The organism is Streptomyces sp. NPDC002795 (assembly GCF_042888725.1).
Taxonomy (GTDB): Bacteria; Actinomycetota; Actinomycetes; order Streptomycetales; family Streptomycetaceae; genus Streptomyces.
Genome location: NZ_JBIAQB010000014.1, coordinates 145,364 through 159,400 on the forward strand (window position 1 = coordinate 145,364; position 14,037 = coordinate 159,400).

Genomic DNA, 14,037 nt, shown 5'->3' on the forward strand with positions numbered 1-14,037 from the left:
TAATTAGGCTCGCAGCATGGCAGCACCCACGGACTCCGGCGCCCCGCCTCCCGACGAGCCCGCCGCGGCTTCCCTGGAGGCGGCGACTCAGGCGACACGCAGCCTTCACGGGCTGTCGGCCGAGCTGACCGCACGGCTGCCGCAGCTCCTGGAAGCGATGCGTTCCGTGGGCACAGGCCTCGAACTGCACACCACGCTCGACCGGATCTGCGAGACGGCCGCCGAACTGACCGACGCCAAGTACGCCGCGATCGGCGTCATCGCCGAGGACGGCGAAGGACTCTCGGACTTCGTTTACTCCGGAGTCGACGAGGAGACCGCGCGGCTCATCGGGCGGCTGCCCGACGGGCACAGGGGGCTGCTCGGCGCGCTCATCCACGACCCGGTGGCAGTGCGCCTCGCGAACCTCGCGGACGACCCGCGCTCCTGCGGCTTTCCCGCGAACCATCCGCCGATGCACACGTTTCTCGGCCTCCCCATCCGCGTACAGGGCGAGATCTTCGGAAACCTCTACCTCACGGAGAAGCACGGCGGAGGCGAGTTCAACGACGACGACCTGAGCATGGTCCGGGTGCTCGCCACGGAGGCGGGCATCGCCATCGGCAACGCGCGTCTCTACGAGGCGGCCAAGCAGCGCGAGCGGTGGATCGACGGCTCGGTGGCGGTGACCACCGCGCTCCTCTCGGGCGGCGACGCCGACGACGCGCTCCAGGTGGTCGCCGAACAGTCCCGGAACCTCTCGGACTCGGCGGCCGGCATAGTGATGCTGCCCGCGGAGGAGGGCGGCATGGAGATCGTCGCCGTCGACTCGGACGGGCCCTCCACCGCGCTTGGCGCGATCGTGCCGCCGGAGAGCGAGGTCATCTCCGAACTCCTCGAAGGCCGGGCCGTGTTCGTCGACGACGCGGCCACCGACCCCCGCATGCTGACCGGCCTCGCGAAGGAGTACGGGCCGTCCATGATGCTGCCCCTCCAGAGCGGCGGGCGGGTCCTGGGGACGTTGGTGATGACCCGCGCGCGTGGAGGGCGTCCTTTCACCGAGGCGGAGCGCACCCTGGCCACCCAGTTCGCCTCCCAGGCCGCGCTCGCCCTGGTCTCGGCCGACGCGCAGCGCGACCGGGAGCGCCTCGCCGTCCTGGAGGACCGCGACCGGATCGCGCGCGATCTGCACGACCTCGTCATCCAGCGCCTCTTCGCCACCGGGATGATGCTGGAGACCGCCCAGCGCCGCTCCGTGGTGCCCGAGGTGCAGACCGGCGTCGGCAAGGCGGTCGACGAGCTCGACACCACGATCCAGGAGATCCGCACCGCGATCTTCGCGCTCCAGCAAGGGCCGACCGAGGCGCCGTCGGGCCTGCGCACCAAGGTGCTCCGCGAGATCAACATGGCTGCCGTGCCGCTCGGGTTCAAGCCCTCGCACCGCTTCCTCGGCCCCGTCGACACGGTCGTCGGCGAGCTCACCGGCAAGCACCTCATCGCGGCGCTGCGCGAGGCCCTCTCGAACGCGTTCCGGCACGCGGAGGCCGACCGCATCGATGTCGTCGTGGACGCCACGGTGCTCCTGCCCGACGGGCGGCAGGGCGTCCGTCTGACAGTCGCGGACGACGGTGTGGGCATCAGGGAGGGGGGCCGGCGCAGCGGACTGAAGAACCTCCAGAAGCGGGCCGAATCGCTCGGCGGCGCCAGTTGGCACGGGCCGGGGCTCGACGGGGACGGCACGACGGTGGTGTGGCAGGCGCCTCACTGAGGGCCGGCCGCGTCCGTCCGATGACGGCGCCGCCCGCCCCGGTTTGGCGGTACGTTCCTGCGCCGTACGGGGCACCCGTTCCCTCGGCCGTACCAGCCCCACAGGAAGCCCGGCGTGCGGCGGTCGACGATCCGATGCATGCGTCATGGACCCCGCCGCACCAGCACATCGCTCGTCCTCCCGGTGCTGCTGTGCGCCCTCGTCGCCCTCGGTGGCCCGACCACGGTCTCCCAGGGCGCGGAGGGCCCCGAGGCGAGTGCGGACGTCGCGCGCCTCTTCGAGGACGCGTCCACGGCGACGCAGCGCTACGAAGCGGGCCGTAGAGCCGCATCCGTACAGAAGGCGGAGGCACGGACGATGGAGCGGCTGCTCGTGCGGGAGCGGCGGCAGATCGCCGTGCTCCACGACGACCTCGGGCGGATCGCCCGCGCCCAGTACCGCAGCGGTGGCGACATCCCCGTCGAGGCGCAGATGCTGCTGGCCGGGGACCCCGAGAAGCTGATGCGCGGTCAACGGGCGGTCTGGCAAGCCGATCTGGCTCTCAACAACGCTGTCGACAGAGCAGGCGCGCCGAGCGGAGGCTCGCGGACGGACAGCGCAGGGCGGCGCACGCGTGGCGCTCCCTAAAGAAGCGCAACGCACGGCTCGTCATCCTTAAGAAGAGCATCGAGAGCAAGCTCGAAGCGGCGCGCTGGCAACTCCAAGGACAGGCCGACGCATCGGTCGCCGCGGGGAAGTGCCGGGGCGCCGTACGCCTCAAGGAGCCGAAAAACCCAACCACGCGCGCGTGGCTGCCTCCTGTGAAGAAGTACGAGCTGTCCGCGGGCTTCGACAGTGCGGGTGAGCGCTGGTCGCACCGGCACACCGGGCAGGACTTCGCTGTCGACATCGGCACCCCGGTGCGGTCGGTGGGCGCGGGCCGCGTCGTGAGCGTGTCCTGCGGCGGCGCCTTCGGCATCGAGGTCGTCGTGCGGCATCCGGGCGGCTACTACACGCAGTACGCGCACCTCGCCGCGGTCACCGTCGACCAAGGGCAGAAGCTCCGCGCGGGGCAGTGGGTCGGCCAGTCTGGCACCACCGGCAACTCGACGGGGCCGCACCTCCACTTCGAGGTGCGGCTCACGCCGTATCTGGGGTCCGGGGTGGACCCGGTGAAGTGGTTCACCGAGCGCCACGTGAAGCTGTAGGCGTCGTGCAGCCACCTGGTCCGGTGGGGCTACTTGGCCCGGTGGGGCTACCTGGCCTGGTGGAGCTACCTGGCGGGGGCGTGCGCGGCCAGGATGTCCTCGATGACGCGGGCCACGCCGTCCTCGTTGTTGGTCGCCGTACGGCCGGTCGCCGAGGCCAGGACCTCGGGGTGCGCGTTCCCCATCGCGTAGGACGTGCCCGCCCAGGCGAGCATCTCCATGTCGTTGGGCATGTCCCCGACGGCGACCACCTCGGTGGGCGCGATGCCGCGCTCCGCGCAGCACATGGCGAGCGTGCTCGCCTTGGAGACGCCGGGGCCGCTGATCTCCAGGAGCGCGCTCGGACTCGACCGGGTGATGGCCGCCCGGTCGCCCACACCCGCGCGGGCCAGGGCGAGGAACGCGTCGGGGTCGAGCTCGGGGTGGTACGCGAGGAGCTTGAGCACCGGCTGGTCCGCGACGGACGCGTCCTCGAAGTCCGCGGCCAGCAGCTTCTCCGCGGGGGCGACGGTCTCCCCGGGGTCCAGGTGCAGCGGCGGGTACGTCGGCTCGTGGTGCAGGCCGCCGGTGCGCTCGACGGCGAAGGTGGTGCCGGGGGCGGTCGCACGCAGGATGCGGACGACGTCGAGCGCGTCCGGGACCGTCAGCTCGCGGATCTTGACGAAGCGGTGCTCGCCCGCGCCGCCGTGCAGGTCCACGACGGCGGCGCCGTTCCCGCAGATCGCCAGGCCGTGGCCGTGCACATGGTCACTGACGACATCCATCCAGCGGGCCGGGCGTCCCGTCACGAAAAAGACCTCGATGCCGGCCTCCTCCGCGGCGGCGAGCGCGGCGACCGTACGCGGCGAAACGGTCTTGTCGTCGTGCAGCAACGTTCCGTCGAGGTCGGTGGCGATCAGCCGGGGCGTGGGGGCGGAGGGGGCCGGAGTCCGGGGCCCGGGAGTCGGTGAGGTCACCGACCCATGGTCGCGCATATGCGCGCACGGGCGTGCTGCGGGGCGCACAGATGAGTACGCGCCTGGCTCATGCGCCCCGCCCGGGTCCCGGCGTGACGGAGTCCGATTCAGTCGAGTTGGGCCAGGGCCTCCGTGGCGATTGCTTCGAAGGTCTTCTGGTCGGCCGCGAACCCGGTGTCGGGGATCGGCCAGTGCAGGACGAGCTCGGTGAAGCCCAGCTCCCGGTGCCTGCCCGCGAAGTCCACGAAGGCGTCGACGGAGGTGAGGGGGCGGCCGCGGTCCGGGGTGAATCCGGTGAGCAGGATCTTGTCCGGTTCGTTCGCGTCGCGGCCGATGGCCTCGCACGCGGCGGCCAGCTTCGAGACCTGCCCGCGAATGGCCTGAATCGACTCCTCCGGGGTGCCCGTCTCGTACAGCTTCGGGTCGCCGGTGGTCACCCAGGCCTGCCCGTGCCGCGCGGCGAGCTTCAGGCCGCGCGGACCCGTCGCGGCCACCGCGAACGGCAGCCGGGGGCGCTGCACGCAGCCAGGAATGTTCTGTGCGCCGACATCGCCGCCCGCCGAGTAGAAGGTCCCGTCGTACGAGACCGTGTCCTCGGTGAGCAGCCGGTCGAGCAGCGGGACGAACTCCGCGAAACGGTCGGCGCGCTCTCGTGGGGTCCACGGCTTCTGCCCGCTGTGCGCGAGGGCGCTCGCGTCGAAGCCCGTGCCGCCCGCGCCGACGCCGAGCGTGATCCGGCCACCGGAGATGTCGTCGAGCGAGAGCAGTTCCTTGGCGAGTGTGACGGGGTGCCGGAAGTTCGGCGAGGTCACGAGGGTGCCCAGGCGGATCCGCTCGGTTGCGGTGGCCGCGGCCGTCAGCGTCGGGACCGCCCCGAACCACGGCCCGTCCCGGAACGGCACGCGCCAGGACAGGTGGTCGTACGTGTACGCGGTGTGGAAGCCCAGCTCCTCCGCGCGCAGCCAGGTCTCGCGGGCGCCCTCGCGCCAGCGGCGGTGAGGCAGGATCACGGTGCTCAGGCGCAGCGGGCAGGGCGATGTAGCGGGAGCGTTCTCGTTCATGTCTGTGAGCGTATGCGGATTTACCTCACATCTCGCCCGGAGCGCTCTCGGAGCTCTTCCGGAACTCCCGGAACTCTCCCGGATTCGATCCAGAAATTTTGGCCCGCGTGTTTGATCCACAGCCAAGTTCAGTTATCCACAGGCCAGTTGGCGATTCTGTGAACAACTCTCAAGCAGGAAAGGGCTTTTGGTCAACAGTGGGCGTATTGCTGGTATTTGATGCCAATGCGTCCAATGTCCTTGTCTGTACTTCGCGTTCAGCCGCTGCCGCGATGAACGTCGAGACGTGCTCCGCGCCAACAAGCCTGCGTACAGCCCGCATTGTCTGCGCAGGTATGGGGACGGATTGCGGCTCGTCCACCACTTCGGCCACCGGCCCCTCGGCGAGGTGACGATGGAGGTGACGGGTCGCGAACGTCCGCATAGCCCGGGCGAGTTCGGCATCCACGGACTGCTGCGCGAGCGGCCGAAGCCGCCGCACGAGCGAGGCCGCCTCGGCCGCTTCCGCGTCCGTCGGCGGCTGCGGGCCGAGATAGCGCGCGAAGACATGCTCGGTGGTGAACTCCAGGAAACGCGCCGCTATATGTTCGACCTGCCCCCTCAACTCCCGTAGATGACCGGCAATCGCGGACAGCGGAACGCCCGCCGCGTGCAACTCGACCGCGACCGCGAGCTCTTGAGGGCTCGGCACGAGGAACTCGTCGTCCTTCCCGGGCACGCGCTCCAGCACGCCGAGTTCGAGCGCGTCCCGCACGGCGGCCTCGTCCGGTTCGCCGCCGAACCTTCCGTCCAGCTCCGCGCGCGTGATGCGCCCCGCCCGCTCGTCCGTCCACGGGCCGTCCACCTCCGCGACCAGGCCGAGCACGCCGCCCAGGCCGCGCCCCGCGTCCCAGGCCTCCAGCAGCTCCTTGATGGACGCCAGGGTGTAGCCGCGGTCCAGCAGGTCGGCGATCTGGCGCAGCCTGGACAGATGCGTGTCCGCGTACACATTGGCCCGCCCGCGGCGCTCCGGCCGCGGCAGCAGGCCACGGTCCTGGTAGGCGCGGATCGTGCGGACCGTGGCACCGCTGTGGTGCGCCAGGTCCTCGATCCGGTACTCGGCAGTCGACCGCGCCGCCCCGTCCCGTGGCCTCGGCGCCGGTGCGTCGGTGCTCACAGGGGTGGCTCCATCCGTGCGACCGCCCGCAGGGCCTTGGGCGTGAAGCGGGACATGAGGTGGGCGCCGCGGGCCTCCGGGGTGACCGGGACGACCGCCTTGTTGTGCACGACGGCGCCCAGGATCGCCGCGGCGACCTTCTCCGGCGGGTAGTTGCGCAGGCCGTACAGGCGCGAGGACTTCTTCTGGAGGCGCCGCTCCTCCTCGGCGTCCACCCCGGCGAAGCGGGCCGTCGCCGTGATGTTCGTGTTCACCAGACCGGGGCAGATCGCGGAGACCCCGATGCCCTGCCCGGCCAGCTCGGCGCGCAGGCACTCGCTGAGCATGAGGACGGCGGCCTTGGAGGTCGAGTACGCGGGGAGCGCCTTCGAGGGCTGGTACGCCGCCGCGGACGCGGTGTTCACGATGTGGCCGCCCTGCCCGCGCTCGGCCATCTGCTTGCCGAACAGGCGGCAGCCGTGGATGACGCCCCACAGATTGACGTCGAGGACCTTCTTCCAGTCCTCCGTGGTGGTGTCGAGGAAGGAGCCGGACAGGCCGATCCCCGCGTTGTTCACCAGGACGTCGACCACGCCGTACTCGGCGGCGACCTTCTCGGCGAGCTTCTCCATGGCCTGCTCGTCGGCGACGTCCACGGTCTCGCCCCACGCCTCGGGGGCGCCTATGAGCTGGGCCAGCTCGGCGGTCCGCGCGGCGCTCTCGGCGTCCCGGTCGACGGCGACCACGCGCGCGCCGGCCTCCGCGAAGGCGAACGCGGTGGCCCGGCCGATGCCGCTGCCCGCGCCGGTCACCAGGACCAGCTGGCCGGCGAACCGGTCCGCGTGCTTGCCGTCGGCCACCGGGCGCTGCGCGGGCACGCCCGCCTCCTGCCCCTCGTGAGCGGTGACGAACTCGGTGATCCAGGAGCTGAGTTGATCGGGGCGGGTGCGCGGAACCCAGTGCTTGGCGGGCAGCACGCGGCGCGTCAACTGGGGCGCCCACAGCTCCAGCTGGTCGTACAGCTTCGGCGACAGGAAGGCGTCCCCGAGCGGCGTGATGAGCTGCACGGGCGCGTGCGCGTACGCGTCCTCGCGCGGGTGGCGCAGCCGCGACCGGATGTTGTCCCGGTAGAGCCAGGCCCCGCGGGCGGCGTCCGAGGGCAGTGACGACGTCGGGTAGTCGTCGGCCGGGACCCGCTCGACGCGCTCCAGGATCTTCGGCCAGCGCTTGCCGAGCGGACCGCGCCAGGCGAGCTCGGGCAGCACGGGTGTGTGCAGCATGTAGACGTACCAGGACTTGGCGCCCTGGCCGAGCAGCTGGCCCACCTTGGCGGGCGTGGGCTTCTTCACGCGCTGCTTGATCCAGTGCCCGAAGTGGTCGAGGGACGGGCCGGACATCGACGTGAAGGACGCGATGCGGCCCTGTGTGCGCTTGACCGTGGTGAACTCCCACGACTGCACCGAACCCCAGTCGTGCCCCACGAGGTGCACGGGCCGGTCCGGGCTCACCGCGTCGACGACCGCCAGGAAGTCGTCGGTCAGCTTCTCCAGGGTGAAGCCGCCGCGCAGCGGCTGCGGGGCCGTCGACCTACCGTGTCCGCGTACGTCGTAGAGCACTATGTGGAAGTGGTCCGCGAGGCGCGCGGCGACCTCCGACCACACCTCCTTGGAGTCCGGGTAGCCGTGCACGAGCACCACCGTCGGCCGCTCGGGCCCGGGTTCGCCCAGCTCGACGACGCACAGGTCGATACCGCCCGTGCGCACCCGGCGCTCACGCGCGCCTTCGATCTTCATCAGGTCCGTCATCAGATGCCCTCCGCCCAGCGCCGCACGTGCGGCAGATCGTCGTCCAGCCAAAAGGCGCTCTCCTGCGGGTCCTTGGAGTCGGTGACCACGAGGAGCTCCTCGAACTTGGCGCCCGTGCCCCTGAATCCGAGGTGCGGTTCGACCGCCCAAAGGCCCGGCCGCGGCGGATGGTCGGAGAACTTGTACGGCGACCACAGCGGCGACCAGCCGTCCCGGTGCCCGTGCAGCGCGTCGCTCGCCAGGCCCTTCAGGGACTGGGTGCCGAAGCCGAACAGCGTGGGGTTGATGCGCCGCTCCTTGACCCGGTCGACCTTGTGCGCGATCACGCCGAAGGGATACGCCCGGTGCCGGTTCGCATAGCCCTGGCGGACCATCAACCGCTCCACGTCCTCGTAGATCTCCCGCAGGGAGCGGCGCTCGCGCACCTCGCGCAGGAGCAGCTCGCGGTGCGCCTGAAGGTCCGAAAGCAGCTTGTCGTGCACGGGGTTGAGGCCGAGACAGCCCGAGTAGCCGATGTCCGCGGTGCGGCCCTGGTGGACTGGCGCCATGTCGAGGATGAAGGGCATCCCCGCTTCCAGCTTCCGGTTCGTCGGGAAGAACTGAAGCGGTACGCGGAAGTTCACGAACGCCGTGCGGTCCCCGAACCAGGCGAACGGCAGATGGAACCAGTCCCGCACCCCGCGCTCGCGCAGCCACTCCCGCTGCATCCGCGCCGCCTCGCGCTCGGTCACACCTGGCTTGAGCTGCGCCGCGACCGATTCCGCGCACGCGTACGCGAGCCTCTGTACCTCTCTGAACCCCCGCAGTTCCGCCGAGAGTTCACGTACCACCGCTGAGGTCATGCCACCGTCCGTCCCGGTCGCGGCCGCCCCGGTTCGTGACCGGGTCGTCGCCGTACGCGCTCGTAACTTGACACTGATGAATGTGACAATGCCTGGCGGCGACGTCAAGGGGTCTGCACGGCCTACTCAGGGCGGACCCCTAGGGACCCGTAATACTCAGGTCTTATGCGAGGTCGACCCCACGGTCTGACGAATTCGTGTGGCCTGCGCCACTACGGTCGAACCGTGACTGTGATCGCGACCGAAAGCCTGAGCAAGCGGTTCCCCAAGGTGACCGCACTTGACCGGCTGACCATGGACATCGGGCCCGGTGTGACCGGACTCGTCGGATCCAATGGAGCCGGCAAGTCCACCATGATCAAGATTTTGCTTGGTCTGTCCCCCGCGACGGAGGGCCGTGCCGAAGTGCTCGGGTTCGACGTCGCGGACCCGTCATCGGGTCCCAAGATCCGTGAGCGCGTCGGCTACATGCCGGAGCACGACTGCCTGCCGCCGGACGTCTCGGCGACCGAGCTCGTCGTCCACATGGCGCGCATGTCGGGCCTGCCGCCCACGGCCGCCCGCGAGCGCACCGCCGACACCCTGCGGCACGTCGGCCTCTACGAGGAGCGCTACCGACCCATCGGTGGCTACTCGACGGGCATGAAGCAGCGCGTGAAGCTGGCCCAGGCGCTGGTGCACGACCCGCAGTTGGTGTTCCTGGACGAGCCGACGAACGGGCTGGACCCGGTCGGCCGTGACGACATGCTCGGCCTGATCCGGCGCGTGCACACCGACTTCGGCATCTCCGTCCTCGTCACCTCGCACCTGCTCGGTGAGCTCGAGCGCACCTGCGACCACGTCGTCATCATCGACGGCGGCAAGCTGCTGCGCTCCAGCTCCACCACGGACTTCACGCAGGCCACGGCGACGCTGGCGATCGAGGTCACCGACAGCGACGAACACCCGGACGGGACAAAGGCGCTCCGCGAGGCGTTCGCGCAGCGCGGCATCGAGAGCAGCGCCGGCGGTGAACTGCCCGGCGCCGGGCACACCGTCCTCATCACGGCGCAGGGCGAGGAGACGTACGACATCGTGCGCGACGTCGTCGCGGACCTCGGCCTCGGCCTGGTCCGCATGGAGCAGCGCAGGCACCAGATCGCGGAGGTCTTCCGCCCCGAGGGCGAGGCGCAGCAGGAGCAGGGCTCCGAGCGCGCCGCGGCCTGGGCGGCCACCGCCGCACCGCAGCAGACGGGAGGCGCGGCGCGATGACCACCGAGCCCAGCCCTGTGGACCGCGCGTCCACCCAGATCCACAACATCGGCTACCGCCACTACGACGGCCCGCGCCTGGGCCGCGCGTACTCCCGCCGCTCGCTCTTCTCACAGAGCCTGCGCGGTGCCTACGGACTCGGCCGCTCGGCCAAGTCCAAGGTGCTGCCGATGCTGCTCTTCATCGTGATGTGCGTCCCGGCGCTGATCATGGTCGCGGTGGCCGTCGCCACGAAGGCGAACGACCTGCCCGTCGACTACACGCGCTACGCGGTCATCCTCCAGGCGGTGATCGGCCTCTACGTGGCGTCCGCCGCTCCGAACGCGGTCTCCCTGGACCTGCGCTTCAAGTCGATCCCGCTCTACTTCTCGCGCCCCATCGAGCGGGTCGACTACGTAGTCGCGAAATTCGCCGCCATGGCATCGGCCCTGTTCATCCTCACGGCCGCGCCGCTGATCGTGCTCTACGTAGGCTCTCTGCTCGCCAAGCTGGACTTCACAGAGCAGACCAAGGGATTGGCCCAAGGACTGGTATCCGTGGCGCTGTTGTCGCTGCTCTTCGCCGGGATCGGACTCGTCGTCTCCGCCGTCACCCCGCGCCGCGGGTTCGGCATCGCCGCCGTCATCGCCGTCCTGACCATCTCCTACGGCGCGGTGTCCACGGTCCAGGCGATCGCCGAGGCCCAGGACAACAGCGGGGCGGTGACCTGGCTCGGCCTCTTCTCACCCATCACGCTCATCGACGGAGTGCAGACCGCGTTCCTCGGAGCGAGCTCGTCCTTCCCCGGGGCAGATGGACCCTCGGCAGGCCAGGGCCTCGTCTACCTGCTCGTCGTCCTCGGGCTCATCGCCGGCTCCTACGGGCTGCTGATGCGCCGCTACCGGAAGGTCGGACTGTGACCACGATCAACATCGACCACGTCTCACGCTGGTTCGGCAACGTGGTCGCCGTCAACGACGTCACCATGAACATCGCCCCCGGCGTCACCGGCCTGCTGGGTCCGAACGGCGCGGGCAAGTCCACGCTCATCAACATGATGGGCGGCTTCCTCGCCCCCTCGAACGGCTCGGTGACCCTCGACGGACAGCCGATCTGGCGCAACGAACAGATCTACCGGCACATCGGCATCGTCCCCGAGCGCGAGGGGATGTACGACTTCCTCACGGGACGCGAATTCGTCGTCGCCAACGCCGAGTTGCACGGCCTCGGCAAGAAGGCGGCAGGGGAGGCGCTGGCCACGGTCGAGATGGAGTACGCACAGGACCGCAAGATCTCGACGTACTCCAAGGGCATGCGGCAGCGCGTGAAGATGGCCTCCGCGCTCGTCCACACCCCCTCGGTGCTGCTGCTCGACGAGCCGTTCAACGGCATGGACCCGCGCCAGCGCATGCAGCTCATGGAGTTGCTGCGGCGCATGGGGGACGAGGGGCGCACGGTCCTGTTCTCCTCGCACATCCTCGAAGAGGTCGAGCAACTGGCCTCCCACATCGAGGTGGTCGTCGCGGGCCGGCACGCTGCGAGCGGCGACTTCCGCAAGATCCGCCGCCTGATGACCGACCGTCCGCACCGCTATCTGATCCGCTCCAGCGACGACCGGGCGCTGGCCGCCGTGCTGATCGCGGACCCGTCCACGGCGGGCATCGAGGTCGACCTGAAGGAGGACGCGCTGCACGTCCAGGCCGTCGACTTCGGCCGGTTCACGACGCTGCTCCCGAAGGTCGCGCAGGCGCACGGCATCCGGCTGCTCACGGTCTCGCCGTCCGACGAGTCCCTCGAGTCCGTCTTCTCGTATCTGGTCGCGGCGTAGGAGGCCCTGATGTACGACCCCACTGTCGCCCGACTCACCTACCGAGCCCTGCTCGGCAGGCGCCGGGCCCTCATCCTCTTCGCGCTGCCCGTGCTGCTGGTCGTGATCTCCGCGCTCGTGCGCGGGCTCACGGGGGCCGACGACCAGACCGCGTCCGATCTGCTCGGCGGCTTCGCGCTCGCCACAATGGTGCCGCTGATCGGTGTCATCGCGGGGACCGGAGCCATCGGCCCGGAGATCGACGACGGCTCCGTGGTCTATCTGCTCTCGAAGCCGCTCAAGCGCCCCACGATCATCTTCACCAAACTCATCGTGGCCATCGGCGTGACCATGGTGTTCTCGGCCGTCCCGACGCTCATCGCGGGCTTCATCCTGAACGGGAACGGGCAGCAGATCGCCGTCGCCTACACGATCGCCGCCCTGGTGGCCTCGATCGCCTACGCGGCGATCTTCCTCCTGCTCGGCACGGTCACCCGGCACGCGGTCGTCTTCGGCCTCGTCTACGCCCTCGTCTGGGAGGCCCTCTTCGGGACCCTGGTCTCCGGGGCGCGCACGCTCAGCGTGCAGCAGTGGGCCCTCGCGGTCGCCCAGAAGGTGGCCGGCGGCGACCTCGTCACCTCGGACGTCGGGCTGCCGCTCGCGACGGTGCTCCTGGTGGCGGTGACGGTCCTGGCGACCTGGTACGCGGGGCAGAAGCTGCGGACCCTGAAGCTGGCCGGGGAGGAGTAGGACCCGGCCGCCGCACGGGCTCCGGTCCGTTTCCTGACGCAGATTTCACCCTCCCACCCGGACACTGGTGGGAGGGTGCGCCGTTCGGCAGGCGCCCCGATGAAGACCCGGAGTACCCGGAGGACCCGCGATGGCACACGAACCGAACCGCGAGGGGGACCGGCCCGGTCAGGGCGACGACACCTGGGACGACGTGGTCCTGGACACCGACTTCATACGCGCCGCCGAGTCGAGCGAACCGTCCGCGCGGGCCCGCATGCTCGCCGAGCGGTGGCGCGAGGGCAGGCCCGAACCCCAGCCGTGGCGCTCCGACGAGCCACCCGCCGGGTGGTTCTTCAGCAAGGCGCGGCGGCGCGGGCTGCTGCGCAGGTGGCGCCGCCGGTAATTCGGTGGCGGCGAACTCAGCGGCCCGGCACAGTAGTTGTGTCAGCACGCCGACCGTGGCGTCCGAGGACCGGGAGAGGAGCGCGGCGATGTCCTTCAGTAGTTCGTCGAGCTCCCGGCAGGGCGGCCCGAGGCAGGCTCCGGAGTAGTCACTGCACTCCGTCGAGCCCCGCCCAGGGTGTAGCCCGGGGCGGCCGCTTCGAGCGCGTGCCCTTCTTCCGTGGCACGCGGGCCGCCCACCCTTCGCATCGAGGGCCGGCCCCGGTTCAACCGGGACCGGCCCTCGATGCGGTTCAGGCAGATCAAGCCGCGAGCAACCGCTCCAGCACCACCGCGATGCCGTCGTCCTCGTTCGACGACGTCACCTCGCTGGCCACCGTCTTGAGCTCCTCGTGGGCGTTGGACATGGCCACGCCGTAGGACGCCCAGCCGAACATCGGGATGTCATTGGGCATGTCGCCGAACGCGATGGTGTCGACGGCCTTCGCGCCCAGGCGGCGGGCCGCCAGCGAGAGGCCCGTGGCCTTGGAGAGGCCGAGCGGGAGCAGCTCCACGATCCCCTCGCCCGCCATCGTGACGCCCACCAGGCCGCCGGCGACGGTGCGCGCGACCTCCGCCATCTGGTCGTCGGTGAGGCCCGGGTGCTGGACGTACACCTTGTTGAGCGGCTGCGCCCACAGCTCCGCGAGTTCCGTGAACGGGACGACCGGGAGCGGGCCCTCCTGCACCTCGTAGCCCGGGCCGACGATGACCTCGCCCTCGAGGCCGTCGCGGCTCGCGGCGAGCGCCAGCGGGCCGATCTCGGCCTCGATCTTGGCGAGCGCGAGCCCGGCCAGCTGCCGGTCGAGCGTCACCGAGGTGAGCAGCCGGTGCTCCCCCGCGTCGTAGACCTGCGCGCCCTGGCCGCACACCGCGAGGCCCTCGTAGCCGAGGTCGTCGAGGATGTGCCGGGTCCAGGGCACGGCCCTGCCGGTCACGATGATGTGCGCGGCGCCCGCCGCGGTGGCCGCGGTGAGCGCCTCACGCGTGCGCTCGGAGACCGTGTCGTCGGAACGCAGCAACGTTCCGTCGAGATCGGTCGCCACGAGCTTGTACGGAAAGGCGGGGGCGAGGGGAGCGGGGTGGCTCACTTG

12 protein-coding genes and 1 pseudogene are annotated in these 14,037 nt (G+C 70.6%); 7 read left to right on the top strand and 6 right to left on the bottom strand.

Going from position 1 to position 14,037, the window contains the following annotated elements; all coding sequences use genetic code 11:
- Positions 1 to 16: 16 nt before the first annotated feature.
- Together ACFYWS_RS34490 and ACFYWS_RS34495 are read left to right on the top strand one after the other, a co-directional pair.
- Positions 17 to 1,747, top strand: a complete 1,731-nt coding sequence (locus ACFYWS_RS34490; protein WP_389282995.1) for a GAF domain-containing protein — start codon at positions 17 to 19, stop codon at positions 1,745 to 1,747.
- A gap of 138 nt (positions 1,748 to 1,885) precedes the next feature.
- Positions 1,886 to 2,934, top strand: a pseudogene (locus ACFYWS_RS34495) (M23 family metallopeptidase).
- Positions 2,935 to 2,999: 65 nt separating this feature from the next.
- On the opposite strand, the gene ACFYWS_RS34500 reads toward ACFYWS_RS34495, so the two are convergent.
- The 5 genes from ACFYWS_RS34500 to ACFYWS_RS34520 form a co-directional block, all read right to left on the bottom strand.
- Complete coding sequence (locus ACFYWS_RS34500; protein ID WP_389282997.1) at positions 3,000 to 3,908, bottom strand: HAD-IIB family hydrolase; 909 nt, start codon at positions 3,906 to 3,908, stop codon at positions 3,000 to 3,002.
- 89 nt (positions 3,909 to 3,997) lie between these two features.
- The gene (locus tag ACFYWS_RS34505) at positions 3,998 to 4,951 is read right to left on the bottom strand and encodes an LLM class flavin-dependent oxidoreductase (protein ID WP_389282999.1); all 954 of its coding nucleotides are present in this window, start codon (positions 4,949 to 4,951) and stop codon (positions 3,998 to 4,000) included.
- A 169-nt stretch (positions 4,952 to 5,120) separates the two neighbouring features.
- Positions 5,121 to 6,107 carry a MerR family transcriptional regulator gene (locus tag ACFYWS_RS34510; RefSeq protein ID WP_389283001.1) on the bottom strand — a complete coding sequence of 329 codons (987 nt, stop codon included), beginning with the start codon at positions 6,105 to 6,107 and terminating at the stop codon, positions 5,121 to 5,123.
- The gene (locus tag ACFYWS_RS34515; RefSeq protein WP_389283142.1) at positions 6,104 to 7,879 is read right to left on the bottom strand and encodes an SDR family oxidoreductase; all 1,776 of its coding nucleotides are present in this window, start codon (positions 7,877 to 7,879) and stop codon (positions 6,104 to 6,106) included. The genes ACFYWS_RS34510 and ACFYWS_RS34515 overlap by 4 nt, the downstream gene beginning before the upstream one ends.
- Before the next feature lie 11 nt (positions 7,880 to 7,890).
- Positions 7,891 to 8,733, bottom strand: a complete 843-nt coding sequence (locus ACFYWS_RS34520; RefSeq protein WP_389283003.1) for a M24 family metallopeptidase — start codon at positions 8,731 to 8,733, stop codon at positions 7,891 to 7,893.
- Positions 8,734 to 8,964: 231 nt separating this feature from the next.
- Here ACFYWS_RS34520 and ACFYWS_RS34525 point away from each other — a divergent pair, with 231 nt between their 5' ends.
- The 5 genes from ACFYWS_RS34525 to ACFYWS_RS34545 all read left to right on the top strand — a co-directional run bounded on the left by ACFYWS_RS34525 (position 8,965) and on the right by ACFYWS_RS34545 (position 12,905).
- Positions 8,965 to 9,984: an ABC transporter ATP-binding protein gene (locus tag ACFYWS_RS34525; RefSeq protein ID WP_389283144.1), complete on the top strand. Its 1,020-nt coding sequence runs from the start codon at positions 8,965 to 8,967 to the stop codon at positions 9,982 to 9,984.
- The gene (locus ACFYWS_RS34530; RefSeq protein ID WP_389283005.1) at positions 9,981 to 10,883 is read left to right on the top strand and encodes an ABC transporter permease; all 903 of its coding nucleotides are present in this window, start codon (positions 9,981 to 9,983) and stop codon (positions 10,881 to 10,883) included. The genes ACFYWS_RS34525 and ACFYWS_RS34530 overlap by 4 nt, the downstream gene beginning before the upstream one ends.
- The gene (locus ACFYWS_RS34535) at positions 10,880 to 11,791 is read left to right on the top strand and encodes an ABC transporter ATP-binding protein (protein WP_389283007.1); all 912 of its coding nucleotides are present in this window, start codon (positions 10,880 to 10,882) and stop codon (positions 11,789 to 11,791) included. The genes ACFYWS_RS34530 and ACFYWS_RS34535 overlap by 4 nt, the downstream gene beginning before the upstream one ends.
- Positions 11,792 to 11,800: 9 nt before the next feature.
- A complete protein-coding gene (locus ACFYWS_RS34540; RefSeq protein WP_389283009.1) occupies positions 11,801 to 12,520 on the top strand; it encodes an ABC transporter permease in 720 nt (239 codons plus the stop codon).
- Positions 12,521 to 12,650: 130 nt separating this feature from the next.
- A complete protein-coding gene (locus ACFYWS_RS34545; RefSeq protein WP_389283011.1) occupies positions 12,651 to 12,905 on the top strand; it encodes a hypothetical protein in 255 nt (84 codons plus the stop codon).
- A 301-nt stretch (positions 12,906 to 13,206) separates the two neighbouring features.
- On the opposite strand, the gene ACFYWS_RS34550 is transcribed toward ACFYWS_RS34545, so the two are convergent.
- On the bottom strand, positions 13,207 to 14,034 hold the full coding sequence (locus ACFYWS_RS34550; RefSeq protein ID WP_389283012.1) for an HAD family hydrolase: 828 nt from the start codon (positions 14,032 to 14,034) through the stop codon (positions 13,207 to 13,209).
- Positions 14,035 to 14,037: the final 3 nt, after the last annotated feature.

Excerpts from the sequence above, each read along its gene's own strand:
- ACFYWS_RS34490 (WP_389282995.1), top strand. The coding sequence starts at position 17 with ATGGCAGCACCCACGGACTCCGGCGCCCCGCCTCCCGACGAGCCCGCC.
- ACFYWS_RS34520 (WP_389283003.1), bottom strand. The coding sequence starts at position 8,733 with ATGACCTCAGCGGTGGTACGTGAACTCTCGGCGGAACTGCGGGGGTTC.
- ACFYWS_RS34500 (WP_389282997.1), bottom strand. The coding sequence starts at position 3,908 with ATGCGCGACCATGGGTCGGTGACCTCACCGACTCCCGGGCCCCGGACT.
- ACFYWS_RS34545 (WP_389283011.1), top strand. The coding sequence starts at position 12,651 with ATGGCACACGAACCGAACCGCGAGGGGGACCGGCCCGGTCAGGGCGAC.
- ACFYWS_RS34530 (WP_389283005.1), top strand. The coding sequence starts at position 9,981 with ATGACCACCGAGCCCAGCCCTGTGGACCGCGCGTCCACCCAGATCCAC.
- ACFYWS_RS34515 (WP_389283142.1), bottom strand. The coding sequence starts at position 7,879 with ATGAAGATCGAAGGCGCGCGTGAGCGCCGGGTGCGCACGGGCGGTATC.
- ACFYWS_RS34540 (WP_389283009.1), top strand. The coding sequence starts at position 11,801 with ATGTACGACCCCACTGTCGCCCGACTCACCTACCGAGCCCTGCTCGGC.
- ACFYWS_RS34505 (WP_389282999.1), bottom strand. The coding sequence starts at position 4,951 with ATGAACGAGAACGCTCCCGCTACATCGCCCTGCCCGCTGCGCCTGAGC.